Below are 20,582 nucleotides of genomic sequence, written 5' to 3'. Positions count from 1 at the left end.
GTGGCAGGTACCCCCCGCACGGAGGAAAGCGGACACCGGTCTCCTTGCCCACCTACGACTGTGACATGCCTCACCCGTCCTAACGGTAGTGTGACGTCCCGCCCGCCCCAGGCGGCGACGCGCCGCCCCGGCCCGGCGGCCCGCACCGTCCGGGTGGCCGCGAGGTCCTCCCCTCTACGATCGGTCCGTGACGATGAGCGGGCGTTCGCGGGAGCATGGGCGCCCCGCCGGGCGGGAGGGCCGCCGGGGACCGGCGGGCGCGATCCGGGTGGCGTGGGCGCTGGCGCGGGCCTGCCATCCCGGGCCGACCGTGGCGGTCACCGCCATGGTGGCCGCCCTCGCCGTGGCGAGCGGCCGCGACGCCGCCGGGTGCGTCCTGGTGGCCGCCGCGGTGCTGTCCGGGCAGCTGTCGATCGGCTGGTGCAACGACGCGGTGGACGCCGGGCGCGACGTCGCCGCCGGCCGTACCGGCAAGCCGGTCGCCGAGGGCGCGGTGGGCGCGCGGACGGTGTGGGCCGCCGCCGCGGTCGCCGCGGCGCTGTGCGTGCCGCTCTCCCTGGCCTCCGGGCCCGCCGCCGGGACCGCGCACCTGGCCGGCGTGGCCGCCGCCTGGGCCTACGACCTGCGGCTCAAGGCCACCGCGCTGTCGTGGCTGCCGTACGCCGTGGGGTTCGGCTCGCTGCCGGCGTTCGTGGCCCTCGGGCTGCCGGGCCACCCCTTGCCCGCCTGGTGGGCGGTCCTGGCCGCAGCGCTGCTCGGCTGCGGCGCGCACCTGGCCAACGTCCTGCCCGACATCCCGGCCGACCTCGCCACCGGGGTCCGCGGCTGGCCGCAGCGGCTCGGCGAGGCCCGCGTCCGCGTGCTGGTCCCGCTGCCGCTGCTGCTGGCCACGGCGGTGCTGGCCCTCGCCCCGCCGGGGCCGCCCGGCGCGGGAGGCTGGGCCGCCCTCGCCGCGGCCGTCGCGCTCACCGGCGCCGGGACGCTGCTGGGCGGGCGATCGCCGCGCGTCCCGTTCGCCACGGCGATCGCGGTGGCCGCGGTCGGGGTGGTCCTGCTGCTGGCCCGCGGCACCGAGATCACCGCCGCCTGACGCCGGTCACCCCTCCGGCCACGGTCACCGGCCACGGCGGGCCATGCGGAGAGCACATCTCCGGGCTCCCGCTCATCGGCTCCCGGAAACCGCCCTGACCTCGTGGTCCACCGCGGCCGGTCCGGTGGTCGCGGCTCCGGCGGCGGCCGCCGGGATCTTTAACCGGTTGCGGCTTCCCGGGCGTTCTGGCGTCATTGTGAGCGATCGGTCGACCGTACGGAAGGAGGCGATGCGGTGATGGCGTACAACGAGGTGGCCGGAGGGCGGGCCCCGATCCGAATGTGGGCCGACCCCGACGGGGTCGAGCCCGAGGTGATGCGGCAGCTGCGCAATGTGGCGAACCTCCCCTGGACCCACGGCGTCGCCGTGATGCCCGACGTCCACCACGGCAAGGGCGCGACGGTCGGCTCGGTCATCGCCATGCGGGACGCCGTCTCGCCCGCCGCGGTCGGGGTGGACATCGGCTGCGGCATGACCGCGGTGAAGACCTCCCTCACCGCCGCGAACCTCCCCGACGATCTCGGTTACCTGCGCTCGAAGCTGGAGCAGGCGATCCCGGTCGGCTTCGGCCTCCACAAGAACCCGGTCGACCCGGTCAGGCTGCACGGGGTCCCGACCGCCGGCTGGGCGGACTTCTGGAAGGACTTCGATCGTCTCGCCCCGGCCGTGCGCCCGAAGCGGGAGCGGGCCGAGGCGCAGATGGGCACCCTCGGCGGCGGCAACCACTTCCTGGAGATCTGCGCCGACGACCGCGACGCGATCTGGGTCGTGCTGCACTCCGGCTCCCGCAACATCGGCAAGGAACTGGCGGAGTACCACATCGAGCGGGCCCGGGCACTGCCGCACAACCAGGACCTGCCCGACCGCGACCTCGCGGTGTTCGTCGCGGGCACGCCGCAGATGGACGCCTACCGCCGCGACCTGTTCTGGGCGCAGGACTACGCGCGGCGCAACCGGACGGTCATGATGGCCCTGGCCTGCGGCGTGCTCCGGCGCCACCTGCCGGGTGTCACCTTCGAGCAGCCGATCTCCTGCCACCACAACTACGTGGCCGAGGAGCGGTACGACGACGTGGATGTGCTCGTCACCCGCAAGGGCGCGATCCGCGCGGGATCCGGCGATCTCGGCATCATCCCCGGCTCGATGGCGACCGGCACCTACATCGTGAAGGGCCTGGGGAACGCCTCGGCGTTCAACTCCGCCTCACACGGTGCCGGTCGCCGGATGAGCCGCAACAAGGCGAAGCGGACCTTCACCCTCGCCGACCTCAAGGCGCAGACCGACGGAGTGGAGTGCCGCAAGGACACCGGCGTGATCGACGAGATCCCCGCCGCCTACAAGGACATCCGGTCCGTCATGGCCGCGCAGTCCGACCTGGTCGAGGTCGTCGCCCGGCTGCGCCAGCTCGTCTGCGTCAAGGGCTGACGGCGATGTGACGAGCATCTCCCAGGGAGGTCCGGCCCGGGGAGCGGCCCCGGCCGGCCTGGGCCGGTCGGGGCCGGTCGAGGCCGCTCCCCGGGCCCGAGCAGGGGAGACCCGGGTCCGATCAGGGGATGGCGGGCCGGCACCGGTGCGGGAGAATGGGCGTCCGCCCGCGGAATCAGCGATCCACCGATGATGTTCTCAACGGTTGGACGTGGTTTCATGGGCGCACCGGGCCGGCCCAGGCCGGCCCCGTCCGACCAGCGCTGACAAGGGAGGTGACGTCCCATGTTGCAGGACTCGTTCGGCCGGGTGGCGACGGACCTGCGGGTGTCCCTCACGGACCGCTGCAACCTGCGGTGCTCCTACTGCATGCCGCCCGAGGGCCTCGACTGGCTGCCCAAGGCCGGGTTGCTGACCGCGGACGAGATCGTCCGCCTGGTGACCATCGGCGTGGAGCGGCTCGGCATCACCGAGGTCCGCTACACCGGCGGCGAGCCGCTGCTCCGCCGCGAGCTCCTCGACATCGTGACCCGCACCGCGGCGCTGGACCCCACCCCCCAGGTCTCGCTGACCACCAACGGCATCGGACTGGCCCGGCTGGCCGCCCCGCTCGCCGCGGCGGGCCTGCACCGGGTGAACGTCTCCCTCGACACCCTCGACCGCGAGACCTTCAAACGGCTCGCGCACCGCGACCGCCTCGCCGACGTCCTCGACGGCCTGGCCGCCGCCGAGGCCGCCGGGCTGCGCCCGGTCAAGGTCAACACGGTGCTGATGCGCGGCGTCAACGACCACGAGGCGGTGCCGCTGCTGCGCCACTGCCTGGAGCGGGGATACGAGCTGCGGTTCATCGAGCAGATGCCGCTGGACGCCCAGCACGGCTGGCGCCGGGACGACATGATCACGGCCGACGAGATCCTCGCGCTGCTGAAGGAGTCCTTCGACCTGGTCCCCGACTCCCCGGTGGAGCGCGGCAGCGCCCCGGCGGAGCTGTTCGTCGTCGACGGCGGACCGGCCAGGGTCGGGGTGATCGGCTCCGTCACCCGGCCGTTCTGCGGCGCCTGCGACCGCGTACGGCTCACCGCCGACGGCCAGATCCGCAACTGCCTGTTCGCCACCGAGGAGTCCGACCTGCGCGCGGCCATGCGCTCCGGCGCCGGGGACGACGAGCTCGCCGAGCGGTGGACGGCCGCGGTCCGCGGCAAGAGGGCGGGCCACGGCATCGACGACCCGGCCTTCCTGCAGCCGTCCCGGCCGATGTCGGCCATCGGCGGCTGAGCGTGCGCTACGACGCGTGCGTGCTGGCCGGCGGCCAGGCCAGGAGGCTCGGCGGCCGTGACAAGCCCGGCATGCCCGTCGGCGGCCGCCCGCTGATCGAGACGGTCGCGGCGGCGGTGCCCGACGCCGAACGGCTCATCGTCGTCGGGCCGCGCCGCCCGGGCCTGCCGCAGGCGGTCTTCCTGCGGGAGGACCCGCCCGGCGGCGGGCCGGTCCCGGCGCTGCGGGCGGGGCTGGCCGAGGTGACCGCGCCGCTGGTCGCGCTGCTCGCGGCCGACCTGCCGTTCCTCGCCGCCGAGCACGTCCGGGCGCTGCTGGAGGCGGCCGACCCCGGGGCGGTGCTCATCGACGACGACGGCCGCGAGCAGTGGCTCGCCGGGGCCTGGCGCACCGCCGAGCTCGCCCGGGCCCTCGCGCGTTACGACGGGCGCTCCCTGCACGGGCTGCTCGCCCCCCTGGCGCCCGCCAGGCTCCATCTCGGCGGCGCGCCGTGGTTCGACTGCGACACCATGGACGACCTGCTGCGTGCCCGGAGTGGAACCGGACCGATTCCGAACAAGGAGTGAACAGTTGAACGTACTGACGGAGTGGACCACCCTGGCCTGCCGCGAGCTGGGCATCGACCCCTCGGCGGTCGACCGCGACGCGCTGCTGGACCTGACCAAGGAGGTCGCGCACGGCGTGACCCGCCCGGCCGCGCCGCTGACGGCCTATCTCCTCGGGCTGGCCCAGGGCGCGGGTACGGCGCCGTCGGACGCGGTGGAGCGGCTGACCGGGCTGGCCAGGGACTGGGAGCGGCGGGCCGGCGGCGAGACCGCCTAGTCACCGCCTAGTCACCGCCTGGTCACCGCCGTCACGCCGGAGGGCGGCGAGGCCGTCTGGTGCCCGCCGTCACGCCGGAGGGCGGCGAGATCGTCCGGTCTCCGCCTTCGCGCCCGGGAGCATTCGCGCCGGAGAAGAGGGCGGGAAAAGAAAAGTGGGAAAAGAAAGGCGACGCCGGGTGGTTACGGGGGCAAACCACCCGGCGTCGCTTCATCGGCGTTCCGACGGGGGCCCGGAACGCCGGCACCAGTGCCCCGACGGGGGACCAGGGCACTTGGCTAAAGCGTACACCTACTACCCCCGAGGTACGTCAAGAGTTAGTCACGACCCGATCTCGCGTCGGTGGCGTGGTATTTCGCTCTGTCCCGTTTCGTGCATGTCCGAGTCAACCGGGACGCCCTTCTGCGGGGCGTTGGCCCCGATCACGGCAACGTACGGCAAAAAGATCGCCCCCGCGAAGAGCAGGAGCCGCACGGGCAGCGGGGCGGGCACCGTGAAGGCGAGGATCAGGCAGACCAGCCGGATCCCCATCTTGATCAGGTAGTTCTTCTCACGCTTGCCGATGTCCTCGGTCAGGGACGGGCGGGCATCGGTGACCTGGTGGACCGTCCGGCGCTTGTGCCATACCTTCACGTTTCCAACCTAGACCCCGGCCGGGGCGGGTCCAACCCGGGCCTCGCGGACGGCCGTGCGATCATGGCCCTGGAGGAGGACGGTATGACGGATCGAACGTACCGGGTGACCGAGATCGTCGGCACCTCGGAGGAGAGCATCGAGGCGGCCGTCCGCAACGGCATCCGGCGCGCCTCACAGACCCTGCGTCACCTCGACTGGTTCGAGGTGACCGAGGTCAGGGGGCACATCGTCGACGGTGAGGTCGGGCACTTCCAGGTCGGGCTGAAGGTCGGCTTCCGCCTGGAGGACGCCTGACCGTACGGCGGGGCCCCGGGGCGGGGCCCCGCCGTACGGCGGAGACGGTCAGCTGGCCTGGCTGACCGTGGACATGTTGAAGTCCGGCACCCGGACCGGCGGCATGACGGTGCGGGTGAAGTAGTCGTTCCACTCCCGGGGCAGGGTCCGCACGGCGGCGCCGACCTCGGTGAGGCGACCGAGGAGGTCGACCGGGCTCTCGTTGAAGCGGAAGTTGTTCACCTCGCCCACGACCTCGCCGTTCTCCACCAGGTAGACGCCGTCGCGGGTCAGCCCGGTCACCAGCAGGCTCTGCGGGTCGACCTCGCGGATGTACCACAGGCAGGTGAGCAGCAGGCCGCGCTCGGTGGAGGCGATCATCTCCTCCAGCGACCGGCCGCCCTCGGGCCCTTCCATGAGGAGGTTGTCGACGGCCGGGGTCACCGGAAGGCCGGTCAGCTCGGCCGAGTGCCGGGTCTGGATCAGGCCGGACAGCGCGCCGCCGGAGATCCAGTCGGTGGGCGCCAGCGGCAGGCCGTTGTCGAACACCGAGCTCTGCCGGCCGGAGGAGTGCGCCACCACGAACGGCGCGCACTCGGCGCCCGCCGCGGCCGGGTCGCTGTACAGGCGGACCGGAAGCCGCGCCAGCGACTCCCCGACGCGGGTGCCGCCGCCGGGCTTCGCGAAGACCGTGCGGCCCTCCATGGCGTCCCGGGCGCCGGCCGTCCAGTACATGTAGATCATGAGGTCGGCCACGGCCGACGGCGGGAGCAGCGTCTCGTACCGGCCCGCGGGCAGGTCGATCCGCCGCTTGGACCACTCCAGCCGCCGGGCCAGCGAGGCGTCCAGCGCCGCCACGTCGACGTCGGCGAAGTCACGGGTGGCCACGCCCGTCCAGGCCGAGCGCTTCATGTCGGCCGACTTGGCGTTGAGCTCCAGCCGGCCGGTGGGCTGGGTGTGACGCAGCCGGGTCCCGGCCGAGGTGCCGACGTAGGTCGTGGTCACGATGTGCTCGGCGAAGCCGTACAGCCTGCGCCCGCCCGCCTCGGCGGCGGCGAACGCCTCGCCCAGCGCGGGGGCGAAGGCGCCGAACACCCCGATGGAGGTGGGTTCGGCGGGGTCGTCCCAGTCGGCCGAACGGGTCCCCTCGACCAGGGGCCGGGCGTCCTCGGCCGGGGCGGCGTCCTCGGCGGCGTGGTCGGCCTCGGCGACGATGTCGGCGAGCTGCTCGGGGCGGACCGCCGACCGTGAGACCACGCCCACGCCGCGCCCGGCCACCGAGATCACGGTGAGCCGCGTCGAGCGGGTCACGCCGTTGGTGGTCAGCGTGTTGCCCGCGAAGCGCAGGTTGGCGCTGGAGCTCTCGTCTGCGATCACCACGACGTCGTCGGCCGTGGAGAGGTCGAGAGCCTTCTCGATCATCTCCTGGGGGCTCACTTGCCACTCTCCTTGAGGGTGTTGAGGATGCGCACGCCGCGGAAGAGCGCCGACGGGCAGCCGTGGCTGACCGCGGCGACCTGGCCGGGCTGGCCCTTGCCGCAGTTGAACGCGCCGCCCAGGACGTAGGTCTGCGGCCCGCCGACGGCCTCCATCGACCGCCAGAAGTCGGTGGTCGTGGCCTGGTAGGCGACGTCGCGGAGCTGCCCGGCGAGCCGGCCGTTCTCGATCCGGTAGAACCGCTGGCCGGTGAACTGGAAGTTGTACCGCTGCATGTCGATGGACCAGCTCTTGTCGCCCACGACGTAGACGCCGCGCTCCACGCCGGAGATCAGCTCCTCGGTGGAGGGGCCGCCGTCGGCGGGCCGCAGCGAGACGTTGGCCATGCGCTGCATGGGCATGTGCCCGGGGGAGTCGGCGAAGGCGCAGCCGTTCGAGGCGCCCAGGCCCTTGAGCAGCGCCATCCGCCGGTCGAGCTGGTAGCCGGTCAGGATCCCGCCGGAGACGATGTCGAACTCCCGGGTCGCCACGCCCTCGTCGTCGTAGCCGACGGTCGCCAGGCCGTGCTCGACCGTGCGGTCGCCCGTCACGTTCATCACCGGCGAGCCGTACACCAGCGAGCCGAGCCGGTCGAAGGTGGCGAAGCTGGTGCCGGCGTAGGCGGCCTCGTAACCCAGGGCCCGGTCCAGCTCGGTGGCGTGCCCGATGGACTCGTGGATCGTCAGCCACAGGTTCGACGGGTCGACGACCAGGTCGTAGTCGCCGGCCTCGACGGAGGGCGCCTTGAGCTTCTCGGCGAGGTGCTCGGGGAGGGCGGCCAGCTCGGCGGGGAAGTCCCAGCCGGTGCCGGTGAGGTACTCGTAGCCCCGGCCGGCCGGCGGGGCGAGGGTGCGCATCGAGTCGAAGCGGTCGTCCTCGACCTTCGTCGCCTCCAGGTACGGGTGCAGGCGCACCCGCTGCTGGGTGGTCACCGTTCCGGCGGTGTCGGCGTAGAACTTCTGTTCCTTGACCTGGTTGAGGTAGGCCCGGACGTGGTCCACGCGGGGGTCGCGCAGCAGGCCGTCCGACCACTCGGCGAGCAGCGCCGCCTTGTCGCGCGCCGGCACCTCGAACGGGTCGATCTGGTAGGAGGAGACCCAGGTGACGTCGGCGTGGACCGGCTCGGGGGCCAGCTCGACGGGCTCGCGGTTGACCGCAGCGGAGACGACCGCCACCTCCACCGCCTGCTCGGCGACCCGCGCCGCCGCCTCGGGGGTGAGGTCGATGCCCGCGGCGAAGCCCCAGGTGCCGTCCTTGACGACCCGTACGGCGTAGCCCAGGTCGTCGGCGTCCATGGAACCTTCCAGCGAGGCGTCCGACAGCCGCAGCACCTCCGACCGGATGCGCTCCAGCCGGAAGTCGGCGTGTTCGGCGCCGAGGTCGCGGGCGCGCTGCAGGGCCGCGTCGGCCAGCCGTTCCAGGGGAAGGGCGAGGAAATCGGAGTCGATCTGGCGCATGTCGACGATCCTAGCCCTGTGATCTTGTCCCTGGCGGACAAGAGGTTTACCCCCCGGTAGCCGATAGCGTCACTTTCATGGCTCGATCTGTTCTCGTAACCGGCGGCAATCGCGGCATAGGCCTCGCGATCGCCCGCGAACTCGCCAGGGCCGGTGACTCGGTCGCCGTGACGTACCGTTCCGGGGAGCCCCCGGAGGGCTTCCTCGCCGTGCGGTGCGACGTGACCAGCGCGGCCGACGTCGATGAGGCGTTCGGAAAGGTCGAGGCCGAGCAGGGCCCGGTCGAGGTGCTCGTCGCCAACGCGGGCATCACCCGCGACACCCTGCTTCCGCTGATGAAGGAGGACGCCTTCACCGACGTCATCGACGCCAACCTGACCGGCGCCTACCGGGTGGTCAAGCGCGCCACCCGCGGCATGCTGCGCCTCAAGCGCGGCAGGGTGGTGCTGATCTCCTCGGTGGTGGCCATGCTGGGCTCCGCCGGCCAGACCAACTACGCCGCCTCCAAGGCCGGCATGATCGGCTTCGCCCGCTCCGCGGCGCGCGAGCTCGGCTCGCGCGGCATCACCGTCAACGTCGTCGCCCCGGGCTTCGTGGAGACCGACATGACGGCCGCGCTGGAGGAGGCGCACCAGGAGCAGATCCGTAAGAACATCCCGCTGGGCCGCTACGCGAGCGCCGACGAGGTCGCCCGCGTGGTCAGGTTCCTGACGAGCGAAGACGCCGCCTACATCACCGGGGCGGTCATCCCCGTCGACGGCGGCCTGGGAATGGGGCACTGAGCATGGGAATCCTCGAAGGCAAGCGCATCCTGGTCACCGGCGTGCTGACCGAGTCCTCGATCGCCTTCTCCGTGGCGAAGATGGCCCAGGAGGAGGGGGCGCAGGTCGTGCTGACCGGCTTCGGCCGGCTCAGCCTGGTCGAGCGGATCGCCAAACGGCTTCCCGAGCCGCCGCCGGTGATCGAGCTCGACGTGCAGAACACCGAGCACCTCGACTCGCTGGCCGACCGGGTCGGCGAGCACGTCGGGGGGCTCGACGGCGTCGTCCACTCCATCGGCTTCGCCCCGCAGAGCTGCCTGGGCGGTAACTTCCTCAACACGCCGTGGGAGGACGTCGCCACCGCCCTGCACGTCTCCACCTACTCGTTCAAGGCGCTCGCCCAGGCCTGCCTGCCGCTGATGAAGGAGGGCGGCGCGATCGTCGGCCTCGACTTCGACGCCAGCAAGGCCTGGCCCGTCTACGACTGGATGGGCGTGGCCAAGGCCGGCCTGGAGTCCTGCTCCCGATACCTCGCCCGCGACCTCGGCGGGCACGGCATCCGGGTCAACCTCGTGGCGGCCGGGCCGCTGCGCACCATGGCCGCCAAGAGCATCCCGGGCTTCACCGAGTTCGAGGACAGCTGGCCCGGCAAGGCGCCGCTCGGCTGGGACCTGGGCGACACCGTGCCCGCCGCCAAGGCGTGCCTGGCGCTGCTGTCCGACTGGTTCCCCGCCACGACCGGCGAGATCGTGCACGTCGACGGGGGCGTGCACGCGATCGGAGGCTGACGGGCCGTACGACGGGCGGAGATGGGGGAGGGCGGCGCGATCGGGCCGCCCTCCCCTGTCTCCGGCGCCTCGCGGACCCACGCGCCCCGCTCCAGGCGAGCCCCGGCCACCGGTGCGGCGAGGCGCGACGCACCCCCATGAGCTGGCGGCCTTCCGCGGACGCGTCCACGCCGCGTGCCGCTCGTCCGCTCAGAGGCGGGAGGCCGATGCCGTCCGGTGCCGGCCCAGCCGCAGCGGCTCGAACGGCATCGACTCCGCGCCGCCGCGCCGGACGTACAGCAGGCGGACCGCGAGGATCGCCACGACGAGCAGCACGATGGTGAGCGCCGTGCCGGCCGGATCGGACGACCGGGTGGGCCTGACGGGCCGGTCCGCGGGCATCCGGTCGCGCAGCTCGCGCATCCCGGCGCCCGGCCACAGCAGCTCCACCCGCGGAGCCTCGGGGTCGGCCACCGGGGGGGAAGGCTCGGCGGTCACCGGCCCGGAGCCCGTGTCGTGGACGGCCGGGACCGCCGTCGGGCGGACCGGTCCGGACGGCGCGTCCCGTCGTACGGCCTGCTCGGGATCGCCGCTCCGCGAGGGGCGGGGGAGCGGCCTCGCGGTCGGCCGGGCCTCGCTCGAAGGAGGCTTCCGGACGGAGCGCTCGGCCGGGTCCGCGCATCCGGAGGAGGCCGCGGGGGCGCAGGCGCCGGCGGAGGGACGCGGCGCGGCGGTGGCCGGTCCGGCCGCGCCGTCTCCCGGCGTGGAGGGGTCCTCGCCCGGGCCGGCGGACCGGGAGGTGGCGCCTGAGGTCTCCGCTCCGGTGCCGGTGGTGACGCCGACGTCGGCCTCGACGCCGAGGCGGGAGTCGCCGCTGCCGGTGGTGGTCTCGGCGGTGACGCCGAACCGTCCGGTGTCCACCGTCTCGGCCGCGCGGTCCACGACGCCGTCGACCGCCTTGCCGACGCCGTCCACCGCCTTGCCGACGGTGTCGCCGACGGTGCCGAGGGTGTCGCACAGCCCGCCGGTCACGCCGCCCAGCGGGCCCCGGCGCTCGCAGCCCGGCTGCGCCGACCACGCGGCGGCCCCCGCGGGCGCCGCGGCGGCCAGGAGGAGGGCTCCGATCAGCGCGAGCACGAGCGCACCGGCCGAGATCGCAGTTCGCAACGGTCCCCCTCGCCCAACGTCGCCTCGCCGGCCATCGGGCTCCCCCCCGATGCGCCAATCGACAGTTTTGCGGGAAGGGCCGGTCTCGCCAGATGAAGGGACGATTCGGTATCGACGCGTGATAAACGAGATCGATTCTGGTTCTGTCCCGTCTTGTTCCGCCCGGCCGCGCCCGCCTCACGCGGACCGTCTCACGCGGACCGTCTCACGCGAACAGCCGCGCGGGTCAGCGTGACCGGGCCGCCGCGGGCGAACGCCGGTCCGGCCGCGCCCGTCCCGGCGGCCTCAGTCGGCCGAGACGTCGTCCAGCGCCTCCCTGATCTCCAGGGGCAGCGTCAGCTCCTCGGACTGGAGCGCTCCGGAGAGCTGGGCGGAGGTGCGGGCGCCGACGATGGCCGCGACGACCCCCGGCTGGTCGCGCACCCAGGACAGCGCGACCGAGAGCGGCGAGACGCCCAGGCCCTCGGCCGCGGTCGCCACCGACTCCACGACCCGGCGCGACCGCTCGTCCAGGTACGGCTTGACGAAGTCGGCGAAGTGCGGGGTGGCCGCCCGCGACCCGGCGGGGACGCCCGTGCGGTATTTGCCGGTCAGGACGCCCCTGCCGAGCGGGGACCAGGCCAGCACGCCGGCGCCGGCGTACTCGGCCGCCGGGATCAGCTCGCGCTCGGCGTCCCTGGCCAGCAGGGAGTACTCGACCTGCGCCGCGACGATCGGCGCCCGGCCGGGGACCGCCCGCTGCCCGGCCGCGGCCGCGGCCAGCTGCCAGCCCGTGTAGTCGCAGACCCCCGCGTACGCCGCCCGCCCCGACGCCACGATGGTGTCCACCGCGGCCAGGGTCTCCTCCAGCGGCACCTCGGGGTCGAAGGCGTGCAGCTGCCACAGGTCCACCTCGTCCACGCCGAGGCGGGCCAGCGAGGCGTCGGCGGCGGCGATCAGGTGCCGCCTGGAGGCGTCCCGGGGCCGGCGGCCGGCCGGGGTGAGCACGGCCTTGGTGGACAGCACCAGCCGCGACCGCGGCACCGTGTCGCGGAGCAGCCGGCCCAGCAGCTTCTCGGTCTCGCCGCCGGTGTAGACGTCCGCGGTGTCGATGAGCGTGCCGCCGGCCTCGGCGAAGGCGCGGAGCTGGGCCGCGGCCTCCTCAGCGGCGGTGTCGCGCCCCCACGTCATCGTCCCCAGTCCGAGGCGGGAGACCGACAGCCCGCTCCGGCCCACATAGCGCTGCTCCATGATCCGGCCAGGTTACCGTCCGGCCAGTTAAAAGTAGTGGAGCGCCGCCTGCAAGACTTGGCCGCGTGACGACCCTGCTGCTGGCCAGACACGGCCTCACCCACCTCACCGGCCCGGTGCTGGCCGGCTGGACCCCCGGAGTCCATCTCAGCGACCGGGGCCGCGAGCAGGCCGGGGCGCTGGCCTCCCGGCTCTCGGCCCTGGACCTCGACGCGATCGTCTCCAGCCCGCTGGAACGCTGCCAGGAGACGGCCCAGGCGGTCGCCGCCGGCCGGGAGACGCCGGTGCGGACCGACGAGCGGTTCGGCGAGTGCCGCTACGGGGACTGGACCGGCCGCCCGCTCGGCGAGCTCGCCAAGGATCCCCTCTGGCCGGTCGTTCAGAACCACCCCAGCGCCGTCACCTTCCCCGGCGGGGAGTCCCTCGCGGCGGTCCAGCACCGCGCGGTGAGCGCCGTCAGGGAGTGGAACGAGCGGCTGGGCCCGAAGGCCGTCTACCTCGTCTGCAGCCACGGGGACGTCATCAAGGCGATCGTGGCCGACGCCATGGGACTCCACCTGGACCAGTTCCAGCGGATAGCCGCCGACCCGGCGTCGCTCACCGCGATCCGCTACACCCCCATGCGCCCCTTCGTGCTCAGGCTCAACGACGTCGGGGGAGACGTGGCCGGGCTGCGGCCCCCCGAGGGTACGGAGGACGCCGGCGGGGGAGAAAACCCGTCCGGAAGCGACGCCGCCGTCGGCGGCGGAGCCGGGACGACGTAAGGTCAGGACTATGCCGGTCTTCGACTACGATCCGCCCGACAGATTCGTGGCCGGTGCCGTTGGGCAGCCGGGATCACGCGCCTTCTTCCTCCAGGCACGGGGACAGGGCGGGCTGACCACCGTCGCCCTGGAGAAGTTCCAGGTCGCGGCGCTGGCCGACCGTCTGGACGAGCTTCTCGACGAGGTGCTGCGGCGCAGCGGGGGCACCGCGGAGGTGCCCGCCGCCGCTCCGCTCGCGCTCACCGACAACGACCCGCTCGACACGCCGATCAGCGAGGACTTCCGGGTCGGCACGATGGCGCTCGCCTGGGACGCCGACGCCTCCATGGTGGTCATCGAGGCCCAGGAGGTCGCCGCCGAGGGCGAGGCGTTCGAGGAGGAGCTCGCCGAGCCGGCCCTGCTCCGGGTGCACATCACCCCCGGCGCGGCCCGCGCGTTCAGCAAGCGCGCCCTGGCCCTCGTCGCCGCCGGGCGCCCGCCGTGCCCGCTGTGCGGCCAGCCGCTCGACGCCGAGGGGCATATCTGCGTGCGTCTCAACGGTTATCGGGGTAAGAGCGTTTCACCGGGCGAGGGAGGCGAATGAGTGCCGAGAGCGAGCCTGCGCTGAGCGCGGCGCCCACGGCGGGAATGGACGACGAGACCGCGCTGCGTCTGCTCCGCGAGGGGCATCTGGAGATCGCCGGACGGCTGGTCGAGGCGACCAACATGACGCTCTACTGTTCGATCCGGCACGGCGGGCTGGCCGCCGCCTGCGTCTACAAACCCGTACGGGGAGAGCGTCCCCTGTGGGACTTCCCCGACGGCACCCTGGCGGCCCGGGAGGTGGCCGCCTTCGAGGTGTCGGCGGCGACCGGCTGGCGGATCGTGCCGCCCACCGTCTACCGCGACGGCCCCTTCGGCCCCGGCATGTGCCAGCTGTGGGTCGACGCCGACCCCGAGGCCGACCTGATGGCGCTGATCCGCGGGCGCCAGCCCGCCCTGCGCCGGATGGCCGTCTTCGACGCGGTCATCAACAACGCCGACCGCAAGGGCGGCCACCTGCTCCCGCTGCCCGACGGGCACGTCTACGGCGTCGACCACGGCGTCTGCTTCTCCGCCGACGACAAGCTGCGCACCGTGCTGTGGCAGTGGCGCGGCAAGCCCCTGTCGCGCGAGGCCATGAACGTCCTGGCCCGCCTGGAGCGTGACCTGGAGCAGGGCCGGCTCGGCCGCCGGCTGCGCGAGCTGCTCACCCTCGCCGAGGTCGAGGCCACCTGGGTCAGGGTCCGCAGGCTCCTCGACACCGGCCTGCACCCCCTGCCCTCCCAGGACTGGCCCGCCATCCCCTGGCCCCCCATCTGACGTCGCCCGGTGCCGTCCCCGGATGGAATGAGCCGGTGCGTCACGGCGGTTGAGGTTATTGCCCCTTGTGTGTCCACCGCCCCGAGATGATCGGGGCGGTCTGTCTGCTGGATAGGCTCCCTGATATGAAATCGTGGTCTGCGCCGAAGGTCCCTCCGCTTCCCGGTGCCGGTGTTCCGTTGCGGCTGTTCGACACCGCCGCCGGTGAGGTCGTCCCCACCCGGCCGGGCCCCGAGGCGCGGATGTACGTCTGCGGCATCACCCCCTACGACGCGACCCACCTCGGCCACGCCAACACCTATCTCGCCTTCGACATGGTCAACCGTGTCTGGCGGGACGGCGGCCACGAGGTGCACTTCACCCAGAACACCACCGACGTGGACGACCCGCTGCTGGAGCGCGCCGAGAAGACCGGGATCGACTGGCGTGACCTCGCCGAGCGGGAGATCCGGCTGTTCCGCACCGACATGGAGGCGCTGCGGATCATCCCGCCGCGCGAGTACGTCGGCGTGACCGAGGTGATCGGCCAGGTCGTCGAGCTCATCGAGACCCTGCGCGACAAGGGCGCCACCTACGACCTCGGCGGCGACGTCTACTTCGACGTCGCCGCCGCCCCCAAGTTCGGCGCCGTCTCCGGATACTCCGAGGAGACGATGCTGGCCCTGTCCGCCGAGCGGGGCGGCGACCCCGGCCGGGAGGGCAAGAAGCACCCCCTCGACTGGCTGCTCTGGCGCGCCGAGCGCCCCGGTGAGCCCTCGTGGCCCTCGCCGTTCGGGCCGGGCCGGCCGGGCTGGCACGTCGAGTGCACCGCGATCGCGCTGGCCAACCTCGGCAGCGGTTTCGACGTCGCGGGCGGCGGCTCCGACCTGATCTTCCCGCACCACGAGTGCGGCGCCCACGAGGGGCACGTCGCCTGCGGCGAGTGGCCCTTCGCCAGGGCGTACGTGCACGCTGGCATGGTCGCCCTGGACGGCGAGAAGATGTCGAAGTCCAAGGGCAACCTCGTGTTCGTCTCGCGGCTGCGCGAGGAGACCGACCCGATGGCCATCCGGCTGGCCCTGCTGGCCCACCACTATCGCGCCGACTGGGAGTGGACCGACGGCCAGCTCGCCGCCGCCGAGGCCCGGCTGGCCCGCTGGCGCTCCGCCGCGGCGCTGCCCGCGGGCCCCGAGGCCCTGGCCCTGCTCGGCGAGGTCCGCGCCCGGCTGGCCGACGACCTCGACACCCCCGGGGCGCTCGCCGCGGTCGACGCCTGGGCTGAGGAGGCCCTGGCCGGCGGCGGGGCCGAGCCGCAGGCGCCCGCGCTGGTCCGCGACCTCACCGACGCCCTGCTGGGCGTCTCCTCTAAAGCCGCCTCACCGGCCGGCCGAGCTGACACCGGCCTCGCCGGTCCCGCGCGGACGTCACGCGGGACCGGGGCGGGGCCTCGGGCGCCGCCGGTCCGCGACACGCGCCGGGCCCGGCGGGGAGTCGGGTGTCACCGGAAGGCGTAGCGCCGGATCCGCCGGGGCCTCAGACGCCGCCGGTCCCGGCGGGACGGCCGGCTCGGAACGCGTCGCCGGTCCGGAAGGTGCCGCGGTAGGTCTGCGGTGCGACGCCGACCAGGCGGCGGAAATGCGGGCGCAGCGCGACGCCGTTCGCGAAGCCCACCCTGCGGGCGACCTCGTCCACACTCAGCCCGGTGCCCTCCAGCAGCCGTTGCGCCTGCATGACACGCTGCGCCAGCAGCCACTGCAACGGTGAACTGCCGGTCAGCGCCCGGAAGCGCCGGTCGAAGCTGCGCCGGCTCATGAACGCCCGGCCCGCCAGGGCGTCCACGTCGAGGCCGGGGTCGTCGAGGTGCCGGATGGCGTGGGCGAGCACCTCGCCCAGCGGGTCGCCGGTCTCCGGCTCGGGCAGGGGCCGCTCGATGTACTGCGCCTGCCCGCCGCTGCGCTGCGGCGGGACGACCATGCGGCGGGCGATCGCACCGGCCGCCCGGGCCCCGAACCGGCGCCGCACCAGGTGCAGGCAGGCGTCGATGCCGGCGGCCGTGCCCGCGGAGGTGAGGATGCCGCCGTCGTCGACGAACAGGACCGACGCGTCCACCCGCACCTCCGGGTGGAGGGCCGCGAGGGCGGGCGCGAACATCCAGTGGGTGGCGGCCCGCCTGCCGTCCAGGAGTCCCGCCGCCGCCAGCACGAACGCCCCCAGGCACAGCCCCACGACCACGGCGCCGTCGGCGTGCGCGGCCCGCAGCGCGCCGAGCACCGTCTCCGGCGGCCGCTCGTCGGCGATCCGCCAGCTCGGCACGACGACCGTGGAGGCCGTCTCCAGCGCCTCCAGCCCGTGCGGGGCGCGGAACGTGACGCCCGCGCTGGTGCGCAGGGGCCCCGGGTCGCAGGCGACCGCGCGCACGTCGAACCGGGGGACGCCGGCGCCGGGACGGCCGCCGCCGAAGACGCTGATCGGCACGCTGGTCTCGAACAGCGGCGCGCGGTCGAACATCAGCACCGCGACGGCCAGCGGGTCACGCGCGCTCATCTAGCCCCCACATCGCCTTCACACGGTCCCCGTACGGCTCTCGCATGGCGTGAACCTATCGCAGGATGGCTTTCAGGCCACTCCCGGGGCATAGCGGTCAAACGGGATGATCATCGGCATGAACCACCGCACCTCGCCATCCGCCCCTTCCCCGACATCCGTCCCGTCAGCCGGAGCGGGCCGGGGACTCGGCGTCCACCTGCTCGGCGGGCCCACCGCCGTACTGGAGATCGGCGGACTCCGCCTGCTCACCGACCCGGCCTTCGACGAGCCGGGGGAGTACCCGGTCGGCCCGGGGCGGGTCCTCGTCAAGACGGCCCCGCCCGCCCTGCGGCCCCCGCGGCTCGGGCCGATCGACGCCGTCCTGCTCTCGCACGACCAGCACCCGGACAACCTCGACGTCTCCGGCCGCGCCTACCTCGCCGAGGCGCCGCTCGTACTGACCACCGCGGGCGCCGCCGTACGGCTGGCCGGGACCGCCCGCGCGCTCGCCCTCTGGGAGCACGCCGACCTGCCGCGCCCCGGCGGGGGCACGCTGCGCGTGACCCGGGTGCCGGCCCTGCACGGACCGGAGGGCAGCGAGCACCTGGTCGGCGAGGTCGCCGGGTTCGTGCTGTCGGGGGAGGACCTGCCGACCGTCTACGTCAGCGGGGACAACGCCTCTCTCCGGATCGTGCGCGAGATAGCCGCGCGGACCGGCCCGATCGACGTGGCGGTCCTCTTCGCGGGCGCGGCGCGGACCGCGCTGATCGACGGCCACCTCACGCTCACCGGCGCCCAGGCCGCCGAGGCGGCGGCCCTCCTCGGCGCCCGGCACGTGGTTCCGCTGCACTTCGAGGGCTGGGGCCACTTCACCGAGGGCGGCGACGAGCTGCGTGAGGCGTTCGGCCGGGCCGGGCTCGCCGACCGGCTCACCCTGCTGAGCCCCGGCCGGAGCGCCGTCGTCGCCCTTTGACGCCGGAGAACGAGTCCGGGCCCGCACCGCCGAAGCGGTACGGGCCCGGATGGAAGCCCACGGCCCCTGGGGCCGGTCGAGCTGGTCAGCCCAGATTAGAGGGGCTGGACCTGCTCGGCCTGCGGGCCCTTCTGGCCCTGCGTGGTGACGAAGCTGACACGCTGGTTCTCCTCCAGGCTGCGGTAGCCGCTGGAGGCGATGGCCGAGTAGTGCACGAAGACGTCGGCGCTGCCGTCATCCGGCGCGATGAATCCGAAGCCCTTTTCGGCGTTGAACCACTTGACGGTGCCCTCAGACAAAACTGTTTCTCCTGATCTAGTCTCACCGAGCCGTCAGGTGACGGCTCGGGGCTGCGCGGACCACCACGTATCCGCCAGAATCACCGGAGAAAATGGGGCGCCCGTTGTCGGCGGCTTCCCGGAACACCTGAGCTGACAACCGTCGTCAAGCGTCATCAAGAACTGCGACTGCAACAATCAGACTCTACATGCTTCCGGCGGCGAATGACACCGACACTCAGGAGGAGACCTCCTGCAGGAAGCGTTCGCGCTCGTCCTCGGGCAGGCGGTCGATGAACAGGACGCCGTCGAGGTGGTCGGCCTCGTGCTGCAGGACCCGCGCGAGCGTGCCCAGACCGCGGACGGTGACGGGCTTGCCGTACATGTCGCGCCCGCGCGCGGTGACCATGTAGGAACGCTCCAGCGGCCACCAGACGCCGGGCGCCGACAGACACGCCTCGTCGGCCAGCACCGTGCGCTCGGACGCCTCGACGCGCGGGTTGACCAGGTGGCCGGACCGGCCGTCCACGTCGTAGACGAAGACCCGCAGCGGGACGCCGATCTGCGGGGCGGCCAGGCCCGCCCGCCCGGCGCCGGCGCGCAGCGTGGCCTGGAGCGACTTGACCAGCTCCCGCAGGGTCCGGTCGAAGACGGTCACCGGTTCGGCGGCGGTGCGCAGGACAGGATCGGCGAACAGTCGGATCGGCTGGACGGCCACGCGCACTCCCCGGGGCGGCGAAACGACAGGCGAAAGGTCAGGCGGACGATTCCCGCTTCGGCGCCGTCTCAACCGCGGATCACCGGGTCCTCCCCGGCGGGCCGTACCGCCGCCGGATGTCCGGGATGTTTCATCCGTGCGGCCCGTGCACCACGTGTTTCCGTGGTTGGCCGTATTTAACCGGCTCACTACCCCAAGTCACGAAAGTGAGTAACCAGCCCCCCTATGATGCCTGCTGATCTTGCTGGGTGAACGGCGCCCGGCGGTCCGACAGCGAGCAGGAGGAACGATGGCGAACCGCTGGATCGCCGAGTGGCGGCCCGACGACCCCGGGTTCTGGGCCTATACGGGCCGGAGGATCGCGCGGCGCAACCTCGCTTTCTCGATCTTCGCCGAGCACCTCGGCTTCACGCTGTGGACGGTGTGGAGCATCGTCGCCGTGCACCTCGGCTCCTACCGGTTCTCCACCGACCAGCTCTTCTGGATCGTCTCCCTGCCCAACCTGGTGGGCTCGGCGCTGCGCGTCCCCTACACCTTCGGCCCGGCGAGGTTCGGCGGCCGCAACTTCACCGTCGTCAGCGTGCTGCTCCTGCTCGTCCCCGCCGTGCTGCTGGCCGTCGCGGTGAGCGACCCCGCCACGCCGTACTGGGCGTTCCTGGTGATCGCGGCCACCGCGGGCCTGGGCGGCGGCAACTTCGCCTCCAGCATGGCCAACATCACCCACTTCTACCCCCAGGAGCGGCAGGGAGCGGCGCTCGGCCTCAACGCGGCCGGCGGCAACATCGGCGTCAGCTCCGTCCAGCTCCTCATGCCCCTGGTGATCGGCGCCTTCGGGCTGGCCGCCGCCGGGTTGTTCTGGATCCCCTTCATCCTCGCCGCCGCGCTCGGCGCGTTCTTCCTCATGGACAACCTGTCGTCCGCCCGCGCCCCGGCGCGCGAGCAGCTGAGGATCGCCGGACGGGCCCAGACGTGGATCATGTCCCTCCTCTACATCGGCACCTTCGGCTCCTTCATCGGCTATTCCACCGCGCTGCCGCTCCTCATCAGGAGCCAGTTCCCCGAGCTGGCCTCCCTGGTCTGGCTGGCCTTCCTCGGCCCGCTCCTCGGCTCGCTGGTCCGCCCGGCGGGCGGCCGGCTGTCGGACCGGCTCGGCGGGGCGCGGGTGACGCTCGCCGGCTTCGCCGCCATGGCGGCCGTGGCCGCACTGGTGTGGCAGGGCCTGGCCCGGCACGACTTCGTCCTGTTCTTCGGCGCCTACCTGCTCCTGGTCGCCGCCACCGGGATCGGCAACGGCTCCACCTACCGCATGATCCCGGCGATCTTCCGGGCCAAGGCCACCGCGGGGCTCGCGCCCGGCACGCCCGCCCACGAGGCCGCCCTGGCCGCCGGCCGGCGCGACGCCTCGGCCGCGGTCGGGATCATCTCCGCGATCGGCGCGTTCGGCGGTTTCTTCATCAACCGCGGGTTCGGCGGCTCGATCGCCGGGACCGGCGGCGCGGGCGCCGCGCTGGCCGCCTTCGCCGGCTTCTACGTCGTGTGCGCGCTGCTGACGTGGGCCTGCTACCTGCGGTCGGCCGGTCCGGTGGCGGGCCTGGCGGCCGCCCGGGTGTGAGCCGTCCGCGCC

The 20,582-nt window shown here is 73.5% G+C and carries 21 protein-coding genes and 1 pseudogene; 14 read left to right on the top strand and 8 right to left on the bottom strand.

The window, feature by feature from the left end:
• Nucleotides 1-193: 193 nt before the first annotated feature.
• The 5 genes from ACQP10_RS23675 (at nt 194) to ACQP10_RS23655 (ending at nt 4,612) form a co-directional block, all read left to right on the top strand.
• Entirely contained in the window at nt 194-1,090 is an 897-nt protein-coding gene (locus ACQP10_RS23675) for a UbiA family prenyltransferase (RefSeq protein ID WP_346023218.1), read from the top strand.
• 237 nt (nt 1,091-1,327) lie between these two features.
• On the top strand, nt 1,328-2,515 hold the full coding sequence (locus ACQP10_RS23670; protein ID WP_346022510.1) for an RtcB family protein: 1,188 nt from the start codon (nt 1,328-1,330) through the stop codon (nt 2,513-2,515).
• A gap of 285 nt (nt 2,516-2,800) precedes the next feature.
• On the top strand, nt 2,801-3,790 hold the full coding sequence (gene moaA, locus ACQP10_RS23665; RefSeq protein WP_346022509.1) for a GTP 3',8-cyclase MoaA: 990 nt from the start codon (nt 2,801-2,803) through the stop codon (nt 3,788-3,790).
• Nucleotides 3,787-4,356: a molybdenum cofactor guanylyltransferase gene (gene mobA / locus ACQP10_RS23660; RefSeq protein WP_346023217.1), complete on the top strand. Its 570-nt coding sequence runs from the start codon at nt 3,787-3,789 to the stop codon at nt 4,354-4,356. The genes moaA and mobA overlap by 4 nt, the downstream gene beginning before the upstream one ends.
• A gap of 4 nt (nt 4,357-4,360) precedes the next feature.
• Nucleotides 4,361-4,612: a DUF6457 domain-containing protein gene (locus tag ACQP10_RS23655; RefSeq protein ID WP_179828056.1), complete on the top strand. Its 252-nt coding sequence runs from the start codon at nt 4,361-4,363 to the stop codon at nt 4,610-4,612.
• Nucleotides 4,613-4,933: 321 nt separating this feature from the next.
• Here the strand turns inward: ACQP10_RS23655 and ACQP10_RS23650 are convergent, their stop codons facing one another.
• Complete coding sequence (locus tag ACQP10_RS23650; protein WP_179828057.1) at nt 4,934-5,245, bottom strand: DUF3099 domain-containing protein; 312 nt, start codon at nt 5,243-5,245, stop codon at nt 4,934-4,936.
• An 84-nt stretch (nt 5,246-5,329) separates the two neighbouring features.
• Here ACQP10_RS23650 and ACQP10_RS23645 point away from each other — a divergent pair, with 84 nt between their 5' ends.
• A complete protein-coding gene (locus tag ACQP10_RS23645; RefSeq protein ID WP_179828059.1) occupies nt 5,330-5,542 on the top strand; it encodes a dodecin in 213 nt (70 codons plus the stop codon).
• A 48-nt stretch (nt 5,543-5,590) separates the two neighbouring features.
• Here ACQP10_RS23645 and ACQP10_RS23640 read toward each other — a convergent pair whose 3' ends face one another.
• Both ACQP10_RS23640 and ACQP10_RS23635 read right to left on the bottom strand, forming a co-directional pair.
• A complete protein-coding gene (locus ACQP10_RS23640) occupies nt 5,591-6,958 on the bottom strand; it encodes a metallopeptidase TldD-related protein (protein WP_346022508.1) in 1,368 nt (455 codons plus the stop codon).
• A complete protein-coding gene (locus tag ACQP10_RS23635; protein ID WP_346022507.1) occupies nt 6,955-8,454 on the bottom strand; it encodes a TldD/PmbA family protein in 1,500 nt (499 codons plus the stop codon). Before ACQP10_RS23635 ends, ACQP10_RS23640 begins: the two co-directional genes overlap by 4 nt.
• Before the next feature lie 77 nt (nt 8,455-8,531).
• Here ACQP10_RS23635 and ACQP10_RS23630 point away from each other — a divergent pair, with 77 nt between their 5' ends.
• Both ACQP10_RS23630 and fabI read left to right on the top strand, forming a co-directional pair.
• Nucleotides 8,532-9,236, top strand: a complete 705-nt coding sequence (locus ACQP10_RS23630) for a beta-ketoacyl-ACP reductase (protein ID WP_346022506.1) — start codon at nt 8,532-8,534, stop codon at nt 9,234-9,236.
• A gap of 2 nt (nt 9,237-9,238) precedes the next feature.
• Nucleotides 9,239-10,003 (top strand): enoyl-ACP reductase FabI, encoded by a 765-nt coding sequence (gene fabI / locus ACQP10_RS23625; protein ID WP_179828064.1) that lies wholly within the window; start codon nt 9,239-9,241, stop codon nt 10,001-10,003.
• 189 nt (nt 10,004-10,192) lie between these two features.
• Here the strand turns inward: fabI and ACQP10_RS23620 are convergent, their stop codons facing one another.
• Entirely contained in the window at nt 10,193-11,149 is a 957-nt protein-coding gene (locus ACQP10_RS23620) for a hypothetical protein (RefSeq protein ID WP_433539726.1), read from the bottom strand.
• Between the two features lie 285 nt (nt 11,150-11,434).
• Nucleotides 11,435-12,379, bottom strand: a complete 945-nt coding sequence (locus tag ACQP10_RS23615) for an aldo/keto reductase (RefSeq protein WP_346022504.1) — start codon at nt 12,377-12,379, stop codon at nt 11,435-11,437.
• 65 nt (nt 12,380-12,444) lie between these two features.
• Between ACQP10_RS23615 and ACQP10_RS23610 the strand changes: the two genes are divergently transcribed.
• The 4 genes and pseudogenes from ACQP10_RS23610 to mshC form a co-directional block, all read left to right on the top strand.
• Nucleotides 12,445-13,143, top strand: coding sequence for a histidine phosphatase family protein (locus ACQP10_RS23610; protein WP_346022503.1), 699 nt, complete (start codon nt 12,445-12,447; stop codon nt 13,141-13,143).
• A 10-nt stretch (nt 13,144-13,153) separates the two neighbouring features.
• Nucleotides 13,154-13,726 carry a DUF3090 domain-containing protein gene (locus tag ACQP10_RS23605; protein WP_433539725.1) on the top strand — a complete coding sequence of 191 codons (573 nt, stop codon included), beginning with the start codon at nt 13,154-13,156 and terminating at the stop codon, nt 13,724-13,726.
• Nucleotides 13,723-14,484, top strand: a complete 762-nt coding sequence (locus ACQP10_RS23600; protein ID WP_179828075.1) for an SCO1664 family protein — start codon at nt 13,723-13,725, stop codon at nt 14,482-14,484. The genes ACQP10_RS23605 and ACQP10_RS23600 overlap by 4 nt, the downstream gene beginning before the upstream one ends.
• A 125-nt stretch (nt 14,485-14,609) precedes the next feature.
• Nucleotides 14,610-15,836 (top strand): annotated as a pseudogene (gene mshC, locus ACQP10_RS23595) (cysteine--1-D-myo-inosityl 2-amino-2-deoxy-alpha-D-glucopyranoside ligase); the annotation flags it as partial.
• Nucleotides 15,837-15,996: 160 nt separating this feature from the next.
• On the opposite strand, the gene ACQP10_RS23590 reads toward mshC, so the two are convergent.
• A complete protein-coding gene (locus ACQP10_RS23590; protein WP_433539724.1) occupies nt 15,997-17,007 on the bottom strand; it encodes a GlxA family transcriptional regulator in 1,011 nt (336 codons plus the stop codon).
• A gap of 118 nt (nt 17,008-17,125) precedes the next feature.
• On the opposite strand from ACQP10_RS23590, the gene ACQP10_RS23585 reads away from it, so the two are divergent.
• Nucleotides 17,126-17,962, top strand: coding sequence for an MBL fold metallo-hydrolase (locus ACQP10_RS23585; protein WP_346022501.1), 837 nt, complete (start codon nt 17,126-17,128; stop codon nt 17,960-17,962).
• 95 nt (nt 17,963-18,057) lie between these two features.
• Here ACQP10_RS23585 and ACQP10_RS23580 read toward each other — a convergent pair whose 3' ends face one another.
• Both ACQP10_RS23580 and def read right to left on the bottom strand, forming a co-directional pair.
• The gene (locus ACQP10_RS23580) at nt 18,058-18,261 is read right to left on the bottom strand and encodes a cold-shock protein (RefSeq protein ID WP_179828083.1); all 204 of its coding nucleotides are present in this window, start codon (nt 18,259-18,261) and stop codon (nt 18,058-18,060) included.
• A gap of 217 nt (nt 18,262-18,478) precedes the next feature.
• The gene (def, locus tag ACQP10_RS23575; RefSeq protein WP_346022500.1) at nt 18,479-18,958 is read right to left on the bottom strand and encodes a peptide deformylase; all 480 of its coding nucleotides are present in this window, start codon (nt 18,956-18,958) and stop codon (nt 18,479-18,481) included.
• Nucleotides 18,959-19,247: 289 nt separating this feature from the next.
• Here def and ACQP10_RS23570 point away from each other — a divergent pair, with 289 nt between their 5' ends.
• On the top strand, nt 19,248-20,570 hold the full coding sequence (locus tag ACQP10_RS23570; protein WP_346022499.1) for an MFS transporter: 1,323 nt from the start codon (nt 19,248-19,250) through the stop codon (nt 20,568-20,570).
• The last annotated feature ends 12 nt before the right edge of the window (nt 20,571-20,582 follow it).

The organism is Streptosporangium sandarakinum, assembly GCF_050942225.1.
Taxonomy (GTDB): domain Bacteria; phylum Actinomycetota; class Actinomycetes; order Streptosporangiales; family Streptosporangiaceae; genus Streptosporangium; species Streptosporangium nondiastaticum.
Note: the sequence above shows the minus strand (reverse complement) of the source record. Positions and strands in the feature narration are given on the sequence as shown.

What these genes read in the sequence shown, in the direction of transcription:
- ACQP10_RS23675 (WP_346023218.1), top strand. Translation starts at nt 194, where the DNA reads ATGAGCGGGCGTTCGCGGGAGCATGGGCGCCCCGCCGGGCGGGAGGGC.
- ACQP10_RS23670 (WP_346022510.1), top strand. Translation starts at nt 1,328, where the DNA reads ATGGCGTACAACGAGGTGGCCGGAGGGCGGGCCCCGATCCGAATGTGG.
- moaA (WP_346022509.1), top strand. Translation starts at nt 2,801, where the DNA reads ATGTTGCAGGACTCGTTCGGCCGGGTGGCGACGGACCTGCGGGTGTCC.
- ACQP10_RS23645 (WP_179828059.1), top strand. Translation starts at nt 5,330, where the DNA reads ATGACGGATCGAACGTACCGGGTGACCGAGATCGTCGGCACCTCGGAG.
- ACQP10_RS23635 (WP_346022507.1), bottom strand. Translation starts at nt 8,454, where the DNA reads ATGCGCCAGATCGACTCCGATTTCCTCGCCCTTCCCCTGGAACGGCTG.
- ACQP10_RS23630 (WP_346022506.1), top strand. Translation starts at nt 8,532, where the DNA reads ATGGCTCGATCTGTTCTCGTAACCGGCGGCAATCGCGGCATAGGCCTC.
- fabI (WP_179828064.1), top strand. Translation starts at nt 9,239, where the DNA reads ATGGGAATCCTCGAAGGCAAGCGCATCCTGGTCACCGGCGTGCTGACC.
- ACQP10_RS23615 (WP_346022504.1), bottom strand. Translation starts at nt 12,379, where the DNA reads ATGGAGCAGCGCTATGTGGGCCGGAGCGGGCTGTCGGTCTCCCGCCTC.
- ACQP10_RS23605 (WP_433539725.1), top strand. Translation starts at nt 13,154, where the DNA reads ATGCCGGTCTTCGACTACGATCCGCCCGACAGATTCGTGGCCGGTGCC.
- ACQP10_RS23600 (WP_179828075.1), top strand. Translation starts at nt 13,723, where the DNA reads ATGAGTGCCGAGAGCGAGCCTGCGCTGAGCGCGGCGCCCACGGCGGGA.
- ACQP10_RS23590 (WP_433539724.1), bottom strand. Translation starts at nt 17,007, where the DNA reads ATGAGCGCGCGTGACCCGCTGGCCGTCGCGGTGCTGATGTTCGACCGC.
- ACQP10_RS23585 (WP_346022501.1), top strand. Translation starts at nt 17,126, where the DNA reads ATGAACCACCGCACCTCGCCATCCGCCCCTTCCCCGACATCCGTCCCG.
- ACQP10_RS23570 (WP_346022499.1), top strand. Translation starts at nt 19,248, where the DNA reads ATGGCGAACCGCTGGATCGCCGAGTGGCGGCCCGACGACCCCGGGTTC.